This window comes from Lichenibacterium ramalinae (assembly GCF_004137085.1).
GTDB classification, from domain to species: Bacteria; Pseudomonadota; Alphaproteobacteria; order Rhizobiales; family Beijerinckiaceae; genus Lichenihabitans; species Lichenihabitans ramalinae.
The window spans coordinates 49,946-70,708 of the sequence record NZ_QYBC01000022.1 but is presented as its reverse complement, the minus strand read 5'-3'; the positions used below and the strand labels follow the sequence as shown (position 1 = coordinate 70,708).

The 20,763-nt window shown below is 65.5% G+C and carries 20 protein-coding genes; 7 read left to right on the top strand and 13 right to left on the bottom strand.

Annotated features, from left to right (window positions below; all coding sequences use genetic code 11):
* Positions 1-3 precede the first annotated feature (3 nt).
* From gmd to D3272_RS22255, 3 genes are all read right to left on the bottom strand, one after another.
* Complete coding sequence (gene gmd, locus D3272_RS22265; RefSeq protein ID WP_129221413.1) at positions 4-981, bottom strand: GDP-mannose 4,6-dehydratase; 978 nt, start codon at positions 979-981, stop codon at positions 4-6.
* Between the two features lie 217 nt (positions 982-1,198).
* A complete protein-coding gene (locus D3272_RS22260; RefSeq protein WP_129221412.1) occupies positions 1,199-1,612 on the bottom strand; it encodes a hypothetical protein in 414 nt (137 codons plus the stop codon).
* Between the two features lie 111 nt (positions 1,613-1,723).
* Positions 1,724-2,734 carry a M23 family metallopeptidase gene (locus tag D3272_RS22255; RefSeq protein WP_129221411.1) on the bottom strand — a complete coding sequence of 337 codons (1,011 nt, stop codon included), beginning with the start codon at positions 2,732-2,734 and terminating at the stop codon, positions 1,724-1,726.
* A 333-nt stretch (positions 2,735-3,067) separates the two neighbouring features.
* On the opposite strand from D3272_RS22255, the gene D3272_RS22250 reads away from it, so the two are divergent.
* Positions 3,068-3,268, top strand: coding sequence for a hypothetical protein (locus tag D3272_RS22250; RefSeq protein ID WP_129221410.1), 201 nt, complete (start codon positions 3,068-3,070; stop codon positions 3,266-3,268).
* 100 nt (positions 3,269-3,368) lie between these two features.
* On the opposite strand, the gene D3272_RS22245 is transcribed toward D3272_RS22250, so the two are convergent.
* The gene (locus tag D3272_RS22245; RefSeq protein ID WP_129221409.1) at positions 3,369-4,022 is read right to left on the bottom strand and encodes a class I SAM-dependent methyltransferase; all 654 of its coding nucleotides are present in this window, start codon (positions 4,020-4,022) and stop codon (positions 3,369-3,371) included.
* 114 nt (positions 4,023-4,136) lie between these two features.
* Between D3272_RS22245 and D3272_RS22240 the strand changes: the two genes are divergently transcribed.
* A complete protein-coding gene (locus D3272_RS22240; protein WP_129221408.1) occupies positions 4,137-4,895 on the top strand; it encodes a hypothetical protein in 759 nt (252 codons plus the stop codon).
* Between the two features lie 4 nt (positions 4,896-4,899).
* On the opposite strand, the gene D3272_RS22235 is transcribed toward D3272_RS22240, so the two are convergent.
* Positions 4,900-6,024 carry an acyltransferase family protein gene (locus D3272_RS22235; protein ID WP_129221407.1) on the bottom strand — a complete coding sequence of 375 codons (1,125 nt, stop codon included), beginning with the start codon at positions 6,022-6,024 and terminating at the stop codon, positions 4,900-4,902.
* Positions 6,025-6,199: 175 nt separating this feature from the next.
* Here D3272_RS22235 and D3272_RS22230 point away from each other — a divergent pair, with 175 nt between their 5' ends.
* Genes D3272_RS22230 through D3272_RS22215 form a run of 4 tightly spaced genes read left to right on the top strand, consistent with a single transcriptional unit; the run spans position 6,200 to position 11,600 of the window.
* Positions 6,200-8,008, top strand: coding sequence for an HAD-IIIC family phosphatase (locus D3272_RS22230; RefSeq protein ID WP_165361475.1), 1,809 nt, complete (start codon positions 6,200-6,202; stop codon positions 8,006-8,008).
* Between the two features lie 30 nt (positions 8,009-8,038).
* On the top strand, positions 8,039-9,265 hold the full coding sequence (locus D3272_RS22225) for a glycosyltransferase family 4 protein (RefSeq protein ID WP_129221405.1): 1,227 nt from the start codon (positions 8,039-8,041) through the stop codon (positions 9,263-9,265).
* A complete protein-coding gene (locus D3272_RS22220; protein ID WP_129221440.1) occupies positions 9,214-10,359 on the top strand; it encodes an acyltransferase family protein in 1,146 nt (381 codons plus the stop codon). Before D3272_RS22225 ends, D3272_RS22220 begins: the two co-directional genes overlap by 52 nt.
* A 50-nt stretch (positions 10,360-10,409) precedes the next feature.
* Entirely contained in the window at positions 10,410-11,600 is a 1,191-nt protein-coding gene (locus D3272_RS22215; RefSeq protein ID WP_129221404.1) for a glycosyltransferase family 2 protein, read from the top strand.
* A 47-nt stretch (positions 11,601-11,647) separates the two neighbouring features.
* On the opposite strand, the gene D3272_RS22210 is transcribed toward D3272_RS22215, so the two are convergent.
* From D3272_RS22210 to D3272_RS22175, 8 genes are read right to left on the bottom strand one after another with little or no spacing between them, the layout of a single operon-like run.
* On the bottom strand, positions 11,648-12,292 hold the full coding sequence (locus D3272_RS22210) for an acetyltransferase (protein WP_165361473.1): 645 nt from the start codon (positions 12,290-12,292) through the stop codon (positions 11,648-11,650).
* Positions 12,293-12,324: 32 nt separating this feature from the next.
* On the bottom strand, positions 12,325-13,137 hold the full coding sequence (locus tag D3272_RS22205; RefSeq protein WP_129221439.1) for a cephalosporin hydroxylase family protein: 813 nt from the start codon (positions 13,135-13,137) through the stop codon (positions 12,325-12,327).
* Positions 13,138-13,183: 46 nt separating this feature from the next.
* The gene (locus D3272_RS22200) at positions 13,184-14,287 is read right to left on the bottom strand and encodes a DegT/DnrJ/EryC1/StrS family aminotransferase (protein ID WP_129221402.1); all 1,104 of its coding nucleotides are present in this window, start codon (positions 14,285-14,287) and stop codon (positions 13,184-13,186) included.
* Positions 14,288-14,336: 49 nt separating this feature from the next.
* Positions 14,337-14,870: a dTDP-4-dehydrorhamnose 3,5-epimerase family protein gene (locus D3272_RS22195; protein WP_129221401.1), complete on the bottom strand. Its 534-nt coding sequence runs from the start codon at positions 14,868-14,870 to the stop codon at positions 14,337-14,339.
* Positions 14,867-16,105, bottom strand: a complete 1,239-nt coding sequence (locus D3272_RS22190) for a class I SAM-dependent methyltransferase (protein ID WP_129221400.1) — start codon at positions 16,103-16,105, stop codon at positions 14,867-14,869. The genes D3272_RS22195 and D3272_RS22190 overlap by 4 nt, the downstream gene beginning before the upstream one ends.
* Entirely contained in the window at positions 16,102-17,160 is a 1,059-nt protein-coding gene (gene rfbG / locus D3272_RS22185; protein WP_245496724.1) for a CDP-glucose 4,6-dehydratase, read from the bottom strand. Before rfbG ends, D3272_RS22190 begins: the two co-directional genes overlap by 4 nt.
* Positions 17,161-17,180: 20 nt before the next feature.
* Positions 17,181-17,954 (bottom strand): glucose-1-phosphate cytidylyltransferase, encoded by a 774-nt coding sequence (gene rfbF / locus D3272_RS22180; protein ID WP_129221399.1) that lies wholly within the window; start codon positions 17,952-17,954, stop codon positions 17,181-17,183.
* The gene (locus tag D3272_RS22175; protein WP_129221398.1) at positions 17,951-18,703 is read right to left on the bottom strand and encodes a glycosyltransferase family A protein; all 753 of its coding nucleotides are present in this window, start codon (positions 18,701-18,703) and stop codon (positions 17,951-17,953) included. The genes rfbF and D3272_RS22175 overlap by 4 nt, the downstream gene beginning before the upstream one ends.
* Positions 18,704-19,075: 372 nt before the next feature.
* On the opposite strand from D3272_RS22175, the gene D3272_RS22170 reads away from it, so the two are divergent.
* On the top strand, positions 19,076-20,698 hold the full coding sequence (locus D3272_RS22170; RefSeq protein WP_165361472.1) for a beta strand repeat-containing protein: 1,623 nt from the start codon (positions 19,076-19,078) through the stop codon (positions 20,696-20,698).
* Positions 20,699-20,763 lie beyond the last annotated feature (65 nt).

Below are 20,763 nucleotides of genomic sequence, written 5' to 3'. Positions count from 1 at the left end.
GGCTCAGTTGTGGCGACGCAGGCGCGCGAGGTCGGCGTCGACCATCTCGCGGATCATCTCGTCCAGCGTGACGGTGGCTTCCCAGCCGAGCTTGGCCTTGGCTTTGGCCGGGTTGCCGAGCAGCACGTCGACTTCCGCGGGCCGAAACAGGTCCGGGTCGATGACGAGGTGCTTGTCGAGGTCGAGGTCGACGTGGCCGAAGGCGATGCGGCACATGTCCCGCACCGTCACGGTGCGGCCGGTGGCCACCACGTAGTCGTCGGCCTCGTCCTGCTGCAGCATCAGCCACATGGCGCGCACGTAGTCGCGCGAATGGCCCCAGTCGCGCTTGGCGTCGATGTTGCCGAGGCGGAGTTCGTCCTTGAGGCCGAGCTTGATGCGGGCGACCGCGTCCGTGACCTTGCGGGTGACGAACTCGATGCCGCGCAGGGGCGATTCATGGTTGAACAGGATACCGCTCGACGCGTGCAGGCCGAAGCTTTCGCGGTAGTTCACCGTCATCCAGTGGGCGTAGAGCTTGGCGGCCGCGTAGGGCGAGCGGGGATAGAAGGGGGTCGTCTCGCTCTGCTCGGGCTCCTGGATCAGCCCGTACATCTCGGACGACGACGCCTGGTAGAAGCGCGCCTTGGGACAGATGAGCCGGACGGCCTCGAGCATGTTGGCGGTGCCGAGCCCCGTGACGGTGCCGGTGAGCAACGGCTGTTGCCAGGACGACCTCACGAAGGACTGGGCCGCGAGGTTGTAGACCTCGTCGGGCATCACCTCCTGAACGGTGCGGATGAGGCCCGACAGGTCGGTGAGGTCGCCGTCGACGAGGCGGACCCGGTCGGCGATGCCGAGCCAGCGCAGGCGGTGGTCATTGACGTCCGCGGTCGACGAGCGACGCACGAGCCCGTGGACCTCGTATCCCTTCCCGAGCAGCAGGTCGGCCAGATAGGCGCCATCCTGACCCGTGATGCCGGTGATGAAGGCTTTTCTCATGATGGCGGTATTCCAGCGCGAATCGGGCTGAGCGAGGCGCGCCGTCGGGCGCTCCTCGCCGTGCGGGCCTGACGCACCTGTTAACATCGGCATTTTGCCGATGCCAGGGAGTTCCCGCCGAGAACGGCGGCGGGACCCTGGATGGACGAGCGGGTCCGGTGTGGCCGATGGTTCGAACGGCGGGCGCCGGGCCGGACGTTCGCCACGTCGGATGGTGTCAGCGGAAGCCGCCCGGCGACGGCTCGGCATCCACCAGCTCGGCGAGCGTGGGGGCGGCAGTCTCCTCGTCCTCGATCAGGTCCCGCGCGTGGAGCATGTCCTCCATCTCCGAGAACACGTGGTCCACGTCGCCGGCCTTGACGGACAGGACGGGGGAGTAGGTGCCCGGGGCCGTCGGCGCAGGCCGGGGACCACCACCGCCGATGTCGAGTGCGTCGAGATCGTCGAGCAGCGCCAGCGCCTGCGAGTCGATCGCCTTGATCCAGACCCGATACAGGCTCTCGGCCTCGCGGAAGCTCGCGCTCGACCGGTCGGACAGGTCCTCGATGGCCGCGTAGGCCTGGTCGAAATCCGCCTTGAGCTGCCGGAGGTGCTCGCGGTGGGCGGCGGTGATCGCGGCGATGCGGGTCAAACCGGTCTCCGTTCGGGGTCGCACGCGCGGGCGGCGGGACGATCAAGCACGCGACGCTCCGCCGAGGTCAAGCGGTTTCGAGCCATGGGCGGGGCCGCGGGTCGAGACGCATCAGGGCTGCGGCGGGTCCGCCCGAGCCGCACCGATGCGTTCGGCGATGGCGCGATCGACCACGACCTTGCCGTCCCGCACCACCTCGTAACGGGCCGAATAGGCGCCGGGGACCCAGCCCTGCGGCGGGCGACGGCGCCCGATCGCCATGAAGACCTGATCCTTGTTGGAGGCCAGCGGCGGCTCGCTGCGATCGATCAACGTGCTGTCGGGACCCGAGATGACGAGGTGCTGGACGTCGCCCCGCCTGAGGTCGATCGCCCGCACATAGGCGAGCACGGCGGCCGAATCGGCGGCGAGCGGCAGGTGTCCCGCGCCGTCGTCGACCTGCTCCATCGTGATGGGTCCCGGGGCGAAGCCGAAGTTCAGCACCGTGCCGTTCTTGTAGGCGAGGGCGGGTTGCAGGGCGGCCCGCCACAGCGAGGTCCCGCCGGCGCAGGCCCGCGCCGGCTCGCCATAGGCGAAGGGATCGATCACCTGCCCGTCGTGGCGCACGGTGATGTGCAGGTGCGGGAACTCGGTGTCGCCCGAGAGGCCGACGCGCCCGATGGGCTGGCCGGCCTGGACCGCGTCGCCCGGCTTCACCCGGACGCTGCCCTTGGCCATGTGGCAATACTGGGTTTCGAAGCCTTCGGCATGCGCGACGACGACGGCGTTGCCGCAATCCCGATCGCGCACGGCATCGTGTCCGACGACGGCGACCGACACGTCGTCCATCCCGTCCCGGACCCGGAGCACCCGGCCCTGCGCGGCGGCGAGGACATCGACGCCGCGTCGCTCGTCCGCCATGGTCGGCACCCGGATGTCCGTGCCGTTGTGGCCCTTGTAGGTCACGGTCCCGCAGCGATAGTCCTGGGCGTCGCCGCCCTCGCCATGGTCGACGTAATGCTGGATCTCGCACGTCGCGCCGACCTCGCAGGCGACCGGCCAATCGAAAAGCACCTCCGCCTCCGCAGGGGCGGGGACCATGAAGGGCAGGACCAGGACAGACAGGGCGAGCAGGGATCTCATGGCGGGACCCTTCCATCGTCATGTGGCGGATCGACGGCGATGGGGTTGCCCGGGAGTTGGCGTGGGCCTTCGGATGCGCCGAAACGCGACGTGACCGACGGAAGCGCGGCCCGGGCCGCTGTGGGCCGTCGATGCCCGCGCCCGGGCGCGCCGACCCCGTGCCCGGCCTGTCGCTGCGCCCGGCTGGTCCGGTCAGCGTCCGGAGGCTGCGGCGAAGCGGCACTCCGATCCGACACGCCTCGACCGTCGGGGCTGCGCTGCGAGCGCGGTGCGTCTATAGGTTCGGCGCAACGGGGAGCCGTCCTCTATCGCTCGCCCCGAGGCCCCTCGCTCATGTCGACCCCCGATCTCACCTTCACCGTCCATCCACGACCGCCGGACCAGGGCGGCAAGCTGAGCGACGCCGTGTCGGACCCGGCCCTGTCCGTCGAACCGACGCGGGCCAAGGCGACGATCGACGACGGCCAGGACGGTCCGGACACCTTCCTGGCCAATCTTGCGTTTCTCGTGCGCTTCGCGTTCGGGAGGCATTGAGGGGCGCGGCGACCGCCGGACGACCGCCTTCACCACGGCTCGTCCCGCGCGAGCCGCCAGCTTTCGGCCGGCCGGGGTCGGTCCTCGCGCACCCGCCGGGTCAGTCGCGGCCGGGACGGCGCAGGGCGATGTCGCAGTACATGAGCGGGTGAAGTGCCAGGTAGGCCACCTCCCATTCCCCGCTGGCGAGCATGCGGTTCACGACGGGCAGGATGCCGTAGTCGGTCAGTTCGAGAGGGCTCCAAACGGTGTAGTTGTTGAACACCAGAAGACCATCGTCGCGGATCTTGCCGGCTCCGCAGCTTGCGTCCCGCTGCACGCCACCTTCGGAGTGATCGCCGTCGATGTAGATCCAATCGAACGACCTGTCCGGGAAGGCCTCGAGGTTCGTCGACGAATCACCCACGTGGAGGTGCACGCGTGGGTCCGCTGCCACCTCCGGCGCTTTCGCCCGCAGCGTGTCGAACTCGAGGTCGAACAGGTGCAGGGCTTCCGGCTGGCAGACGTCGAGGATCTGCCGCGCGTAGCGTCCCGCCTGCGTGCCGAGTTCGGCGATGGCGCCGCCCCGCGGCAAGGCGTGCAAGGCGGCCGAGCGTGTCGCAAAGAGCCGGGCCGACGCCATGGCGGCATCGGGCGGCGAGAGCGGGGGTCCGAACAGATGTGTGCCGAGGGGCTGCGCCCCTGGCTGCATGACGTCGTTCCATTGCGCCTGTGCGTCCGCCAGCCAACGTCGCTGGTCTTCCCGGAGGTTCATGACACATCCTTCACCGCGGTCCCCGGATCAGTGTGAGACCCGCTCTCCGGCAGGGCAAGCCGGGACCGCGACGGTGCCTTGCTGGCGGGGTGGAACCTTTGCTAAACACCGGGCATGACGATGCGCCCCCACCTCCTCATCGCCACGCCGGTGCTCAACGAGACCGTGATGCTCTCCTATGTGAAGAGCCTCTTCGGCCTGCAGAAGCACATCCGGCGCAACGACCTCGGCATCGACCTGACATTGGGCACGCTGACGTCCACCTTCGTCGACATGGCGCGCAACTACTTCGCCACGCACATGCTCGAGAACAGCAACTATACGCACCTGCTGTTCATCGATGCCGACCAGGGATTTCGTCCGGAGCTGATCTTCGACATGCTGGCGTTGGACAAGCCGGTGGTCGGAACCGTGTATCCCGCCCGCGACCTCGACTTCGGCACGATTTGGTCGGTGGCGCGCAACATCGACGGACCCGAGAAGCTGCAGTCGCTGGCTTCGCGGTATGTGCTGCCGCCCTTCGTCCGCGACGAAGCCGGCGAGGTCATCAAGAACGGGGCTTTCGTGCGCGCCACGATGGCGGGCACCGGCATCATGCTGATCCAGCGCCGCGTGTTCGAGCGCATGGCGGAGTTGCCCGGACTCATGGGCCGCGGCGCCGAGATCATGCGGCGCGACGGCTATTCGGGTCGGCTGCTGCAGTGTTTCCGGCCCCTCATCCAGAGCGACAACCTGCCGCTCGGCGAGGACCTGTCCTTCTGCCGACGCTGGACCGAGACCTGCGGGGGCGAGATCTGGGTCGCGGTCGACCATGAGATCCAGCACGTCGGCACGTTCAATTTCAAGGGCCGCTTCGGCGACCGCATGACCTGACGGCTCAGACCGGTTGGGCCAAGGGTGCGGTGTCGGGCATCGGGCCATGCCGACGGCCCTGTTTCCATCGCAGCGCTGGCCGCTCGACGAAGCGCCAGGACAGGGCGGCGCAGGCGAGTGCCAGCAGGACATCGAGCGCCGTCAGGCCCCAGAAGTTCTCCGCATTCAACCAGTGGGTCATGGTGAACATCTGGATCGGAAACGCATACAGGTAGGTTCCGTACGACAGGTCTCCGAAGCCGTGATAGGCGCGACTGAAGAGCAGGCGCGACGAGCCGATCATCAGGCCGCCCAGGCCGATCGCCAGAACCGCCACCACGAAGCGGGACTCGGCGGTCGGCGTGGTCGCGAGGGCCAGGCCGATGACGGCCGTGACGCTCAGGCGCCGCCGCGGCGTCGTCAACCGCCAGGCGCCGCAGGTCGCTCCCGAGAGGAATACGGCGAAGAAGCGCACGACATGCACCCCGCTGAAGGACCCCAGGGTGTCGAGGCCCCCGGTGGCGGGCGGCGGATGGCCCCGATCGTAGACGAACCAGCCGACGGCCAGTGCGGTCAAAACGGTGAGCACGACGGCACGGATCCGGTCCGATCCACCGGTCGCCTTGAAGACGATCAACAACACGACGTAGCACAGGATTTCGTATTTCAGCGTCCACAACGGCACGTTGACCGACGGCCAGGGTGACTCGGTGAGGACGCCGGGCAGCTGGAACTCGGTCGGCGACACCAGGATCGTGGCATTGTGGACGAGGAAGCGCCAAGTCTCGGCCGCACCCCAGTAGGCGGAAGCCGGCAGGGTGCTGACGATGGCGCCCACGACAGTACACATCGCGACGTTGACCACCACCCCGGGGTAGATCCGCAGGGCGCGGGCGGACAGGAAGCGCCCGGTCCGCGGGTCGGCATCGAGGCTCTGGAAGACAAGATAGCCGCTCAACGCGAAGAACACGTAGAGGCCGGCATCGGCGAGCTTGGGCCCGCCCAGTCCGATCGACGGCTGGCCGTACCCGGGCAGGGCATAACCGGCGATGTTCAACTGATGGGCCAGCACCACCGACAAAGCCGCGATCAGCCTCACGACGTCGAACGAGTTTCTGCGGTCCGGTCCCGTGCGGCGGAGGTCGGTCATGAGCGCCCCTTTACAGCCGCGACCTCGTCGCGACCCTCGTCCCTCGCCTTAACCCAATGCCGTCGGCCCGGGAAACCCCGGGGCTGGTCCGGCCGTCATCGCCTTGTCGCCCGATCTGCCCGCCCCTATAACGTGCCGCCCGCGACAGCGCCGCCCTGCGGCCGTGGAGGATGGTTTGGACGCCAGTGACGCCCGCCTTGAACCGATACGCCTCGTCGTCTGGGACCTCGATGAAACATTCTGGCGTGGCACGCTGACCGAAGGCGGGATCGCCGAACATGTGGCGGCGACCGAGGACACCGTGCGCGAACTCGCGCGGCGGGGCATCGTGAGCTCCATCTGCTCCAAGAACGACCATGCGGCCGTGCAGGCCATCCTGACCGAGCGCGGGCTGTGGGACTTCTTCGTGTTCCCGAGCATCGCCTGGACCCCCAAGGGCGCCCGGGTTGCGGCGATCGTCGACGCGATCCAATTGCGGGCCGAAACCGTTCTGTTCATCGACGACAGCGCCTCGAACCGCGCCGAGGTGGCCGAGGCCGTCCCGGGCATCCAGGTCTGCGACGAAAGCGTGGTGCCGGCCCTGCTCGACCATCCCTTGGCGGCCGGCAAGGACGACGGCAGCTTGAGCCGCCTGAAGCAGTACCGGCTCCTCGAGGCCCGCAGTCGCGAGCGCGGACGCGAGGGCGACGACAACGCGTCCTTCCTCCGCACGAGCGGGATCCGGGTGGAGATCGACCACGACGTCGAGGCGCATCTCGACCGGGTTGTCGAACTGATCAATCGGACCAACCAGCTCAACTTCACCAAGTCGCGCCTGTCCGAGGACAAGGACGTCGCCCGCCAGGAGCTGAAGGCTCAACTCCACGCCACGTCCGGACGGCGTGCCGCCGTGGTCCGTGTCCGGGATCGCTTCGGCGATTACGGCATCGTGGGCTTCTGGATGATGGACGGCATATGGGTCGAACCCTACCTGCTGCACTTCGCCTTCTCGTGCCGCGTCCTCGGCATGGGCGTCGAGCAATGGGTCTACGCACGGCTCGGGCGGCCGAGGCTCGACGTCGTGGGAGACGTCGTGTCGACGTTGGACGACGCGCCGGATTGGATCAACCTGCCGGCCGGCGGAGCCTCCGAGGCCTCCGCCAGCAGGCCGGCGCCCGAGCGTGTCAGGCTGCGGGGCGGCTGTGAACTCGAGGTGCTGCGTCACTTCTTCAGCTTCGCCGCCCGCGAGGTGTCGAGCGCCTTCGTGTTCCCACGCCATGGGCAGACCGTTTGGGCCAGCCACGCCGCGACGCTGTTCGCCCAGCCTGCGGCGCGCACGGCGGAAGGCGCCGCCGCCTTGGCGGCGATCGGCTTTCGGCCCGACGACCTCGAGTCGCGTTTCTTCGAGCCCGCCACGGGCCCGACCTGCCTCGTGCTGAGCAACTCCGCCGACGCCCACGTGCCCCTCTACCGGCATCGCCGTCTCGATCTCGCTGCTCCGGTGAAGCTCTTCGGCATCGACCTCGCGGCTCCGGCGGACGACGCCGCCATCGCCGGCTTCTGCCGGGCGAACGGCCTTTCTGGCGAGCGGGCCGAGGCCTTCGGAGGCTGGATCCGCACCCTCCAGCGCGACTGGGCGCCTGTCGCCTTCGACGATGCGGGGTTGCCGGTTCTCTACGAGCGGATCGCCGCGGCGGTGCCGCCCGACAGCCTGCTCGTCGTCATTCTGCCGCTGACCTACGCCGATGCGCCGGACGGCGGGACCGTGGCGTTCCCCGACCAGGAGCGCGCCAACGATTGGATGCGTGCCGTGGCGGCCCGGCACGGCAACGTTGCCGTGGTCGACACTGCCGAATGCCTGCGCTCGCGCACGGAATTGCGGAAGATGTCCCACCTCCATTTCGCCCGGGACGTCTATCACCGGCTCTACGAGCGCATCGTCGCGATCCATGACGCTCGAGCGCGCGCCGGATCCGCGGTTTACACCCAGGGACGGGTCGGCTAGACGGCCCTCAGCCAGTCCGCCGGAGCCCCGATGTCGCCTCGCAACTACCTGTTCATCCACCAGAACATGCCCGGGCAGTTCATGCACCTGGTCATGCATCTACGCGACCGGGGCCACAACGTCTTCTTCATCACCAAGAACAAGACCAACCGGCTTTCGAGGGTCACCAACCTCGTCTATACCCCCGCGCGCGAGGTCGGCAAGGAGCTGCATCCCTATCTGCGTTCGACCGAGGAGGGCATCCTCAACGGCCAGGGGGTGTTCCGCGGCATCCAGCGGCTACAGCGTGAGCTGAATTTCAAGCCCGACGTCGTGGTGGGCCATTCCGGCTGGGGCGAAACCATGTTCGTCAAGGACGCGCTGCCGGATGTCCCGGTGCTCAACTATTTCGAGTTCTACTACAACGCCAAGGGCAGCGATCTCGGTTTCGACCCCGAATATCCGACCAACATCGATTCGCAGCTGAGCGTGCGGGTGAAGAACACCATCGCGCATCTCGCCGCCTCGGGCTGCGACTGGGGGTTCACGCCGACGCAGTGGCAATATTCGACCTACCCGACCGCCCTGCAGTCCCGCATGTCGGTGATGCACGAGGGTGTCGACACGCAGGCGATCAAGCCCGACCCCAAAGCCGTCTTCGTCACCGAAAGCGGCAAGGAGCTGCGCGCCGGGCAGAAGGTCGTCACCTTCGTGGCGCGCAACCTCGAGCCCTACCGGGGCTTCCACACCTTCATGCGCGCGATCCCTCGCATCCAGCGCCTGCAACCGGACGCCGAGATCCTCATCGTCGGCAACGACGGCGTCAGCTACGGCCAGAAGCTGCCGGAAGGCGACAGCTACAAGAAGCGCATGCTGGCCGAGGTCGACTTCGACCGCTCGAAAGTCCACTTCACCGGCCACCTCCAGCCGCCGCAGTTCCGGGCCGCCATGAACGTGTCCCTGGCGCACATCTACCTGACCTACCCGTTCATCCTGTCCTGGTCGCTGGTGGAGGCCATGGCCAACGGCTGCCTCATCATCGGCTCGAAGACACCCCCAGTCGAGGAGGTCATCACGGACGGGGAGAATGGACTGCTCGTCGACTTCTTCGATCACGCCGCGCTGGCGGATCGGGTGTCGGAAGCCCTGTCCCGCCCCGAAAAGTTCTTCGCCCTGCGCGACGCCGCGCGGCGCGTCGCCGCCACCCAGTTCGATCTGCGCTCCGTCTGCCTGCCCCGGCAACTCGGGCTCATCGACAGCTTCATCGCACGACGCTGAGCGACGGGGGCGCTGGGCCGGGCGACGGCGACACCGCGGGGCGGAGCAACTCCTTCGACGTCGTCCGGCTCATCGCCGCCGGGGCCGTGGCCTTCGGTCACCAGCTCGAATTCGCCGGCCGGCCCGAGCCGGCGCTCGGCGCCGCCGGCGTGTCTCTGTCGAACGTCGGCCTCTTCGTCTTCTTCGCGCTGAGCGGCTACCTCATCTGGCGCAGCCTGGAGCGCGACCCGCGGCCCCGACGCTTCGTCGCGGCCCGCCTGCGGCGAATCTACCCCGGCGCCGCCGCCAATGCCCTCGCCTGCGTCCTTTTCGGCGCGGCCGTCACGACGCTGGGGCAGGGCGCCTATTGGTCGAGCCCGGACACCTGGTCCTACCTCGCGCACGGCGTCGTTATCCTGGTCCCCCCGACGCGCTTCACGCTGCCCGGCGTCTTCGCCGACGCCCGTTGGCCCGACGTCGACACACCGATCTGGACCCTGAAATACGAGCTCCTGTGCTACGCGGGCGCGCTCATCCTGCACCGGCTCGCAGCCCCGCGGCTCGGCGCGCGGGCGACGCTCGCCGCCGTGACCGCCCTGCTCGCCGCCGGCACGGCCTGGCACCTCGCTCGCGTTCCGCTGCCGGAGGCGGCCGACTTCTACGCCCGCTACAATGCCTTCAACCTCCTGCGCTTCGGCGCAGTCTTCGGATTCGGGGCGCTGCTTGCCGCAGCAGAAGGGCTCGACGGGGCGCCCTGGCGCCTCACCGCTCACGCGGTGCCGGCCGCCCTCGCGGCCCTCGCTCCTGACCCGGCCCTGAGCCGCGTGGGGCTTATCCTGCTCATCGCGCTCGTCGCCGTGGAGGTCGGCCGCACGCCGCTGCTGTTCAGCCGTCACTACCGAAGGTTCGGCGACCTGTCCTATGGGATTTACCTCTACGCCTACCCGGTGGGGAGCTACGCGACGGCGCGGTTTTTCGATGGTAGCAACTTCGGGGCGGTCGTGCTGGGGAGCGGCACGGTAGTGCTGGCACTCGCGGCCATGTCCTGGTGGGGGGTGGAAGAGCCGACACTGACACCGCCGGCTCAGTATCATGTCTGGGTTTCCGATGACTAGTCGCGCCCAAAGTTGCTAGTCGATAATCAAGCTTGAGGACTGGTATCACCATGAACTCCAAGGTGACGATTTGTGTGCCGACCTTCAACAGGGCCGGTATGTTGTCTTTTCTACTCGATGATCTAAGCCGACAAGCGACTATGTTGCCGGAAGGGTACTTCAAAATACTCGTATCTGACAACTGTTCGGAAGATAATACCCAGACTGTTTTAGCGGCTTATAGCGGATCGATACCCGTTGAGAGCATTCGGCAGGAACACAATATAGGGGGGTATAGCAATGTGCTGTACTGTTATCGATCTGCTCGTACCCCATTCGTAGTATACTGTGCCGATGATGATAAGATAGACCTTAAGATGGTCGTGAGAATCGTCGATCAGATGGAATTAGACGATACGGTCGGGGCTGTGTACAGCCCTTGGATGCTTGAGAGAGGTTCAACCGGACAGCGTCTACTCTCATATTTTAATACGATCCCGACGACAAGATTTCGAAAGGGTGAACTGCAAAGGGCGTTGGAAACGATATTAGACAACAATCTATTTCCTGAAATTGCTATCTATCGCACATCAGCTCTTGCAGGACTGCCTCCTCACACCAAAACGGCATTCTGGTATTTCGTTTCATTGCCAAAAATATTGAGCCGCTGGGATATTGTAATTGCAAGCAAGGACAATTGTTTTTATACAAGCTTTCTCGATCATCCCACCGGGCGGCGTAGCCAAGAACAGGCTGGCAATGTTGAAGCGATGACATCTTGGGATACATACCGCGGCGGCATCGAGGTATTTATTGGCGCGGCTCAAGATCGAGGCAATGCAAAGCGTTCAGATTTGGTTAAATACCTTCTCAAGGTTGATGAATTCGTGGCTCATAGGCAGTTGGTCGCAATGCGGGCGAGCTGCAAGCGAGGCTCCTACGTCGACGCTTATTACCTCGCGCTGCGTATCAAAGTGCACCTGCCGGAGGAGGTACCGGTCGGGTTGCATCGTGCGCTGCTTGTTGCAGCGTCAATCGAAACATGTATGCGGCGCGAGCATCCAACGATGATGAACCGTGCCGCCCACCTCGTTGGGCCGTTCCCGCGGTCATTCGCCACACTTTTGAATGAACACGGTCACACGTGGTTCGTGTCAGCGGATCATCGAGCACCGGATACGCCTCGCATCGGTTGGACACAAGATGATGGGATCGACGCCGACGCCTGGGCAGAGCCCCATATGGATCAGCTGGTAATATGATCTATGGTGCCGTTTAAGTTCAGCGTCACTCGCAGCACGACTCGCGATCAATGTTTAGCTCTTGCCGGAACGCCGACCACGACGGATCCGGCAGGAACGTCATGCACAACAACGGCGCCCGCCCCCACTATCGCACCTCGACCTATGTTCACATGGGGCAGAACGGTCGCGTTCGCGCCGACCGTCGCGTGAGCGCCTACCCTTACGCAACCCGCTAAAGTCGCGCCGGGCATAATGTGCACACCTTCATCAAGTATACATTCATGATCAACAGAAGCATTCGTATTCACGATACATTGACGTCCAAGTTTAGCGTCCTCACCAACAGCCGCCATCGGCAAAACATGACACCCTTCACCCATGGTTGCAGTGGAGGCGACCCAGGCGCGCTCGTGTATCGCCTCGAACGGCTTGAGGCCCCAAGACGTGAGTCGGTCAGCCAACTCGCATCGCACGGAACCGTTGTGCCCGCCGATGGCAAGGATGAAGCTAAGTTCGAGTGCGTTACCGGCAGCAAGCCAGGGAGCGAGGTCGTCCCAACCAAAGAAACGCACAGCCGACGAGAACAACGGAGCCAGGGCGGGATCACGCTCGACGAGCGCCACTACATCGAGTCCAGCCGCGGCAAAGGTCGGCCGCAGCATCTTTGCATGCCCCGATCCTCCCCAAACAAGGAGGCGGTGCTTGTTCACAGCGTCTCCCATTCCAGCGTCTCGGGCGATCGTCAGCCGACGCGCCGCAGGAAACCCTCGGGCGCGACCGTAACGAGGAGCTTGTCTTCAATGGACCGATCCACCTCAAAGCGGAGGGGAGGTGTCGACGAACCTATAGCCTGAGCCTGAAGCTCCTTGAGGTAGGCGCGCACCGCAGTCTTCGGATTGTTGCCGACGCCCCAGGACCTGTTAGGGAAGCTGTCAGCCGGCATGTCCTCAATCACAGTGTCGAACACAACACAGTAGCTGTCGCGTGACACAAGGGGGGCATAAGCGCGTAACTCTTCAAGGACGTGGTCGTGCGTATGATTGGAGTCCAGGATCACGAGGACCTTGCTGCCGGGCTCGATCCTGCTCTTGACGCTCTCGATGATATCCGAAGCGATGCTGGAACCCTCGATCATTTCTATGTAGCGACTGAATGGGTTCGCCTCGATCGCGCTCCGGTTGTGCTTGCGAATGTCGACATCTACGCCAATGACCCGTCGCCGGCTGGCGTGCAAGTCCAATTGGCCACCAACAGCGAGCGATTCCGCGCAGTCGAGTAGGGCCAGCATTGACGCACTGAGAAGCAGGGATCCGCCATGCGCGATCCCAGTTTCTACGACAATGTCAGGTTTGGTGCTCCATAATAACTCCTGAATGGCCACAATGTCCTGCGGATATTGTATGATCGGTCGTCCTAGACACGTAAAGTGATAGCTGTATCTGAACAAATTGGCTCGATCAAACCACGATCTCGACAATTCACGCAGGCCGTCGTCGGCCCCCTGACGAACCAGCTCTGACCGGCACTGTTCCGCAAAACGTTGCACATCATCCATGACAATCACTTCCATCGGTCGAAACGTCTTTGCATTGTGGGCGCAGTCAGGCGCGGGCCAGCACGCCCGATACCGCATCACACACACGGGCAATATCGTGCCCGTCAAGATCATGGTAGCTTGGCAAGTTCACGGCACGGCGGTACAGCGAGGCGCTTACCGGCCGCGACGAGGTCTTCAAAGGCGGTAGCATCGAGAGCGGCCAGAAGAAAACGCGTCCGTCGATGTCGTCACGCTTGAATGCGTGTAGCAGAACCTCGCGATCGAAGGACAAGTCGTCATCCACCACGATGGTAGGCATCCAGTAGCCATTCCGCACGCCTACAGGTTCCGGGTTCATTGTGAGCGGCAGTGGGGATAGGGCGTCTCGGTATGTTCGAAAGATACCGCGCTTCGCGGCGACCAACTCTTCGACCCGTTCCAACTGCCCGCAGCCGATCGCTGCTTGAACATTCGACATCTTGTATTTGAAGCCGATCTCGTCGGCCCAGAACTGTCGGCTCTGTCCGCGCTGACGACCATGGTTAGAGAGGGTCAGTACCCGCTCGAAGAGAGCCGCATCCGAGGTGACGAACATGCCGCCTTCCCCAGTGGTGATCGTCTTCGTGCCGTGGAACGAGAACGTTCCGAACGTCCCCAAGCTTCCGGCGCGCCGGCCGTGGTAGATGGATCCGATGGCCTCGGCCGCGTCCTCGACGATGGGAATGCCGTATCGCGCCCCGAGTGCCAAAAGCGCATCCATCTCGCACAGATTGCCGTAAAGGTGGACGGCGATGATCGCCTTCGTGCGCGGCGTGATGGCCTCTTCGACCCTGGCAGGATCGAGGCACCAAGTGTCGGGCAGCACGTCGACCAACACGGGCTTGCCCCCGAGATAGGTGATCGGAGCCGCCGAGGCGATCCAGTTGATGTCGGCGAGGATGACTTCGTCGCCTGGTCCGACGCCGAGAGCCGCCAAGCCCATGTGCATCGCGCCTGTACAACTGCTCGTCGCTATGGCGTGCTCGACACCGAGATATCGGCGGAACGCGTCCTCGAAGCGGTGGATGTAGTCATAGCAGCGCTCACCCCAACCCGTTGCCACGGCATCAGCCGCGTACTGCATCTCCAGTTCGGTTATGCTGGGCTTTGTGTAATGGATACGGGTCATGCGTCGCCTTCAAAAAGGACCGACTCGACCGGTAGCGTCGGTCGTTGGCTCATCCTCGCGCGTAGTCGGCATAGCCTGCGTCCCGCTCTCCTATCACGGACGGCTCGCGCGGCCACTGGATTCCGAAAGCCGAGTCGTTCCAGCGCGCGCCCCGACCAAAGCCGGACCGGAAGGACGGATAAATCTGGTAGATCAATTCGGTACACGGCTCCAACGTCACGTAGCCGTGCGCGATCCCGGGGCCGAGCAGCAGAGCCCGGCCGCCGTCGGCGTCGAGTTCGATGCCGAACCACTGCCGATGGGTGGGGCTTTCCGGCCGCACATCGACTGCGACATCGAACACGCGCCCGCGCGTCACACGCACGAGCTTAGTCTCCGCTTCCGGCTCCGCTTGCCAATGGAGGCCGCGCAGCGTCCCGGCTAGCACGTTACGAGCCATACTGGTCTGGGCGGGGGCGAAGGGGTGGCCGCCTGCCTCGAAATCGTCCGGACAGTGCAGCCGGGAGAAGCTGCCGCGCTCGTCGGAGATCGGGGTCGATTCGACGACTGTCACCCCGGTGATCGCCGTAGCCTTGAAGATCACGCCGTCACCTCCACCTCCGGCGCCACCGTGACGAAACGGCACCCCCATCGGCGCACATCGTCCATCTGCCGCATGATCTCCGTCCGCAGGTTCCACGGCAGGATCAGCAGCAGGTCGGGGCGCACCTCGGAGGCTTTGGCTGGGTCCAGTACGGGGACATGGCTGCCCGGCAGCAGCTTGCCCTGCTTGTGAGGGCTCCGGTCGAAGACGCACACCACATCCTCGGCCGTCGTGCCGCAGGAGTTCAGGAAGGTGTTGCCCTTGGCCGCGGCGCCGTAAGCGGCGACCCGAAGGCCATCCCGTCGCGCGTCGTCGAGGAACGTCACGAATGCGCGCCGGACGTCGTCGACCCTGGCGGCGAAAGTGGTGTATGTCGCGACATCAGCGAGCCCCGCCTCCCGCTCCGCCAGGCGGAGCCGATCCACGGCCTGAGCTTCGATAAAAGGCGCCTCGACATGGCAGCAGAATAGCCGCAGCGAGCCGCCGTGAGTCTGCAATCGCTCCACGTCGTAGACCCGCAGGCCGGCCGTGCCGAGCACCGCTTCCACCACCAGCAGCGACAGGTAGGAGAAGTGCTCATGGTAGATGGTGTCGAACTGCACGCGCTCGATCATGCAGAGGAGGTGTGGGAACTCCAGGGTCAGCGTGCCGTCGGCTTTCAGGACGTGCGGAAACCCTGCCACGAAGCCGCGAATATCGGGGACATGGGCGAGCACGTTGGCGCCGTGGACGAGATCCGCCGCGAAGCCGCGCGCCGCGAGATCGCGTCCCGTCGCTTCGTCGAAGAACCGCACCTCCGTCGGCACGCCCTTGGCCTGCGCGACCGCCGCCGTGTTGGCGGTCGGCTCGATGCCCAGCACGGGGACGCCCGCGTCGGCGAAGAATTGGAGCAGGTAGCCGTCGTTGCTGGCCACCTCCAGCACCTGAGAGGTCGGGCCGAGCCCGAAGCGCGCGACGCTGTCCGCGGCATAGCGCCGGCAGTGAGCCAGCCAAGACTCGGAGAAGGAGGAGAAGTAGGCGTAGTCGCCGTCGAAGATGGCCTTGGGCGGCACCGAATCATCGACCTGCACCAGGAGGCAGCAGGCACACACGCGGAGGCGCAGCGGGAAGCTTCGCTCCCGCCCAGCCGCCAGATCGGCCGGGGACAGGTAGGCGTTGGACAGGGGTTGGCTGCCGAGGTCCAGCACGGGGAGGCCGAGCGGCGCCCGGCAGAAGCGGCAGGCGGGTTCAGTCATCGGCGGCCTTCGTAGCTCTCGATCTGGGCGAGGGTGACGGCTCGGGCGTCACGCCCGGCGCGCACCTCCGCGTGCCAACGCATCGTCAACTCCACTGCTTCCGCGCAGCCGAGCATGCTCTCGAAACCTATGGCATCGCGAGCGAGGCCGGCGTCGATCGACAGCGTGCCGGCCTCGATCGAGGCCGGATCGGGTTCGTGGATCCAGCCCCCCGACCAACCCGCCGATCTCAGCGCGGCATCGGCGACGGCGCCGACGCTCACGGGAGGGCTGCCCGGCCGAGGTCCGAAGTTCAGGGCCCGAGGCAGGTCGTCTCTCCCGCACAGCCGCTCGGCATAGACGAGATAGCCCGCGATGCAGTCCATCACGTGCTGCCAGGGGCGGGTCGCCTCCGGGTGACGCAGGCGTGGCACCTCGCCGGCCGCTACCGCACGGATGAGGTCGGAGACCAACCGGTCCGGCGACACGTCGCCACCGCCGATGACATTGCCTCCCCGCGCCGTGGCCAGCCTCACGCCCGTCCGGTCGAAATAGCTGCGCGCGAAACTCGCCGTGACGACCTCGACCGCCGCTTTGGAAGCCGAATAGGGATCCTTGCCGCCGAGCGGGTCCGATTCCACGAAACTTCGCCCGCCTTCACCGTTGGCGTAGACCTTGTCGGTGGTGATCACCAGGGCGACGCGGAGCGAGGCGTGCCCGCGGAGGGCGTCGAGCAGATGCGCCGTGCCCATGATGTTGGTGGCGAACGTACCAATCGGATCGACCAGCGAGGCGCGCACGATGGGCTGGGCGGCGAGGTGGAGAACGATGTCGAAGGCGCCTTCAGACACCACGCCCGCCACCGCCTGGCGATCCCGCAGGTCGACGACCTGGGACACGACGCCCGTATCGACGCGGGCCAGGTGGAACAGCGCATCCGGCCGATCGGGAGCCAAGGCCAGACCCGTGACATGTGCGCCGAGCTTGCCCAGCCACAGGGCGGCCCAGGAGCCCTTGAAGCCTGTATGGCCGGTCATCAGCACCCGGCGGCCGGACCAGAAGGCCGCGTCGGGCACGGCTGATTCCCGTCGCGCCGTCACGCCCAGGTCCGCCAGGGAGCGTGGCCGGTCGACCAAAGGTCTTCGAGGTGCTTCTTGTCCCGCAGCGTGTCCATGGCGGCCCAGAAGCCGGAATGGCGATAGGCCATGAGCTGGCCGTCCCGCGCCAGGGATTCCAAGGGTTGGGCCTCGAAGGAGGTCTCGTCGCCGGCGATGCGGTCCAGCACCGCCGGGTTCAGCACGAAGAACCCCCCGCTGATCGTGCCCTCGTCGCCCGGCGGCTTCTCGACGAAGCGCCTGACGACGCCGTCGGCGATATCGAGCGCGCCGTAGCGTCCCGGCGGCACGACCGCGGTGATCGTCGCGTCCCGGCCGTGGACGCGGTGGAAGGCGGCGAGTTGGTCGAGATCGACATCCGAGACGCCGTCCCCGTAGGTGCAGAAGAAGGGTTCGTCGGCCGGAAGGTGCGGCCTGATCCGCTTCAACCGCCCGCCCGTCATCGTGCCGTCGCCGGTGTCGATCAGCGTCACGCGCCACGGTTCGCGCACGTTCGACTGGAACTCGAGGCTGCCGCTCCGCAGGTCGACCGTCAGGTCCGAATTGTGCAGCACGTAGTTCGCGAAATATTCCTTGATGAAATAGCCTCGGTAGCCGAGGCAGATCACGAAGTCGTGGTGCCCATAGTGCGAGAAGTGCTTCATGATGTGCCACAGGATCGGGTGGCCCCCCACCTCGATCATGGGCTTCGGACGGAGGTGGCTTTCCTCCGAGATGCGTGTTCCGAGCCCGCCGGCCAGGATAACGACCTTCATAGGGCTTCCGTCTGTGCCGGAGCGGGCTGAGCCTCCCGGGCCGAATTGAACCAGTGCGAATGCTTCGTGGACGCCTCATAGGCGGCCCACTCGTCGGCCGGCACGCGCTTGTCGCGATACCAGGGCAGATGCTTTGCCGTCCACGCGCCCCCGACCCGGACCGCCTGCAGGAAGGGCGCGCGTGCGAAGCTGTCCCCGACCTGGAAATGTGCCTTGTTGTAAAGAGCGAAGGTGGTGTCGAGGATGGCCGGGTAGACGTCGGGCTCGACGGCCTGCGCCCAGAACCGCTCCTCCCACTGCGCGATCGTGTAGTCGCGCCCCTGGAAGTTCGAAATCCGTTCGACGAAGAGGTCCGCGTCGCTGAGGTCCAGCGCGCAGCCGGCCTTGCCGACCTTGTAGCGCTGCGTCAGCACAAGCAGGCGAGACAGGAAATCCGGAGGGAATGGATGCGGAAAATCGAGGTCGGCGTCCGTGTAAACGAACACGGAGCCGACGAGCCGGAACAGGTCTGACCGGAAGAACCAGTGCGGCCCCGCGTTCTCCCGCAGGCGGTAGATGCGGCAACGGCTGGAGCTTTCGAGCAGGGCGAGCGCTTGGTGCGTCTCCGGCGTCGTGCTGGCCTGATCGACGATCCAGATATCGCGGAAATCGGCCGCGATCAACCTCGCGACCATGCGCAACAGGTACGTGGGCTGGTTGTACGAATTGACGACCACCGGCACCGTGCGCCGCAACAGCGCCTCGTTCACGGCGCGAGCTGTCCCGCGTTTGCTAGACAGATGACACGAGTCATTCGAATGATCAGTTCCCGAGTCGAGCGGCTGATTCGTCACGGCACGACGCCGAACGTCCTCAACACTTTGTCACCGGCGAAAATGGCTGTCCAGAGCTGGCGGACGGCTTCGCAGGAAGGCAACCTGTCACCGAGCTGTTGCGGCAGGACCACAATCGAACGGCGAAACACCGTCCCGACACATACCGCTTGCGGGTTTTTGAGGCCTCGGGTACGAACGATCCGATCTCAGGAGGCTGTCCCGCAAGGGGCTGGTTGCCAACTGTAGACGGCGCCGCGGACCAGCGACCCCTGACGCTCTGCGTGCAACCATCGGGAGATGAAATTTATGGCGACGGGTACTTTCATTCAGGACGGTCCGGGTAACGGTTCCGTCAACGGCTCGACCGGCAATGACACCCTCCTCGGCCAGGGTGGCAATGACACGATCGTCGGCAACGGCGGTGCGGACATCATCTACGGTGGCCAGGGCAACGACAGCATCGTCTTCGGCGGCGGCGCCGCCGGCGTGAACACGGTCTTCGGCAGCGAGGGTGCAGACACCATCGTTGGCCTGGGTGACACCAGCGGCAACACGATCGCCGGTGGCACGGGCAACGCCGCCATCGACGTCTCGCTGGACGGCGCCGACTTCATCAACGTCGCCAACGACACGGGTGCTGACCTCATCCTCGGCAACTATGGCGATGACACGATTATCGGCTCCAGCACGGCCGGTGCAGGCGGCTTCGGCGGCGTCGGTGGCTCCTCGTCGGCGCTCGACACGCTGGTCGGCGGTCAGGGTAACGATTTCATCTCGATCGGTGGTGCCTCCGCCATCATCCTGGGCAACCAGGGTAACGACATCATCTCCATCGGCGGTGCCGGTGCCGTGACCGCCTACGGTGGCATGGGCAACGACGTGATCTCCGCGTCGGTCTCCGGCAACGACTTCCTGGTCGGTGGCGAGGGCAGCGATTCCATCTCCATCGTCGGCGGGAACAACACGATCCTCGGCGGTACCGGCATCGCTTCGATCGACTCGACCATGGACGGCAACGATCTGATCGTCGTCGGCACGGGTACGGCCGGCAATGATTTCATTCTCGGCAACTACGGCGACGACACGATCAATGCGGCTCTGCAGGCCTCCGTTGGTTCGGACACGCTGGCCGGCGGCCAGGGCAACGACGTCATCTCCGTCGGTGCGACTGCCAGCGACCTGATCTACGGCAACCAGGGCAACGACCTCATCGTCGACACCCTCGCGACCTCGGTCGGGACCGACACGCTCGTCGGCGGCATGGGCAACGACACCATCACCTACGGCAGCGCAACCACCTCGGTGGGCTCTGTCATCTATGGGAACGAGGGCAACAACTCGATTTCCGTGCTCGGTGTCGCTGGAACCGACACGATCTTCGGCGGCAACACTTCTGTCGACGCGGCCGGCAACGGTGATGGCAACAACCTGATCGACGCCAGCGGGCTCACCACCAGCGTGTCTTCGGCGCTGATCTACGGTGGTTCGGGCAACGACAACATCCTTTCGGGTGCAGTCGCCAACACGTCGATCACCGGCGGGGCGGGTAACGACATCTTCGGCTTCGGGGGTGTGAACGCCACTAGCAGCGTCAGCAGCGGGATCTCCTCCGGCCTCGACGTCATCAACGATTTCGTCAGCGGCACGGACAAGTTCGCCCTGAACTCGACCGCAGGTTCTGTCGGTACGGGTGACTTCACGGCCAGCAACGTCGCGCTGTTCGGTACCGTGACCGGTGGAAACCTGCAGGCTCAGGCAGCTTCCGCGATCTTGGGTGCCAGCGCTCAGGGGGCGAATGCCGCCGTGTTCAAGTCCGGTTCGGACTACTATCTCGTCAATGACTTCGCCAGAGACGGCTTTACGGCTGGCACTGACGTCCTCATCGACATCAAGAACACCAGCAGCCTGACCAAGAACGACTTCATCTGATCCTTTCGATCAGCCTGAAGTCGAGCTAGACGGGGCGGGGGGCCGGAAACGGTCCCCCGCCCTTT

Coding starts and splice junctions, on each gene's coding strand:
- D3272_RS22235 (WP_129221407.1), bottom strand. CDS start 6,024: ATGACCGACCTCCGCCGCACGGGACCGGACCGCAGAAACTCGTTCGAC.
- D3272_RS22170 (WP_165361472.1), top strand. CDS start 19,076: ATGGCGACGGGTACTTTCATTCAGGACGGTCCGGGTAACGGTTCCGTC.
- D3272_RS22205 (WP_129221439.1), bottom strand. CDS start 13,137: ATGGATGATGTGCAACGTTTTGCGGAACAGTGCCGGTCAGAGCTGGTT.
- D3272_RS22225 (WP_129221405.1), top strand. CDS start 8,039: ATGTCGCCTCGCAACTACCTGTTCATCCACCAGAACATGCCCGGGCAG.
- D3272_RS22215 (WP_129221404.1), top strand. CDS start 10,410: ATGAACTCCAAGGTGACGATTTGTGTGCCGACCTTCAACAGGGCCGGT.
- D3272_RS22240 (WP_129221408.1), top strand. CDS start 4,137: ATGACGATGCGCCCCCACCTCCTCATCGCCACGCCGGTGCTCAACGAG.
- D3272_RS22245 (WP_129221409.1), bottom strand. CDS start 4,022: ATGAACCTCCGGGAAGACCAGCGACGTTGGCTGGCGGACGCACAGGCG.
- D3272_RS22200 (WP_129221402.1), bottom strand. CDS start 14,287: ATGACCCGTATCCATTACACAAAGCCCAGCATAACCGAACTGGAGATG.
- D3272_RS22250 (WP_129221410.1), top strand. CDS start 3,068: ATGTCGACCCCCGATCTCACCTTCACCGTCCATCCACGACCGCCGGAC.
- rfbF (WP_129221399.1), bottom strand. CDS start 17,954: ATGAAGGTCGTTATCCTGGCCGGCGGGCTCGGAACACGCATCTCGGAG.
- D3272_RS22255 (WP_129221411.1), bottom strand. CDS start 2,734: ATGAGATCCCTGCTCGCCCTGTCTGTCCTGGTCCTGCCCTTCATGGTC.
- gmd (WP_129221413.1), bottom strand. CDS start 981: ATGAGAAAAGCCTTCATCACCGGCATCACGGGTCAGGATGGCGCCTAT.
- D3272_RS22190 (WP_129221400.1), bottom strand. CDS start 16,105: ATGACTGAACCCGCCTGCCGCTTCTGCCGGGCGCCGCTCGGCCTCCCC.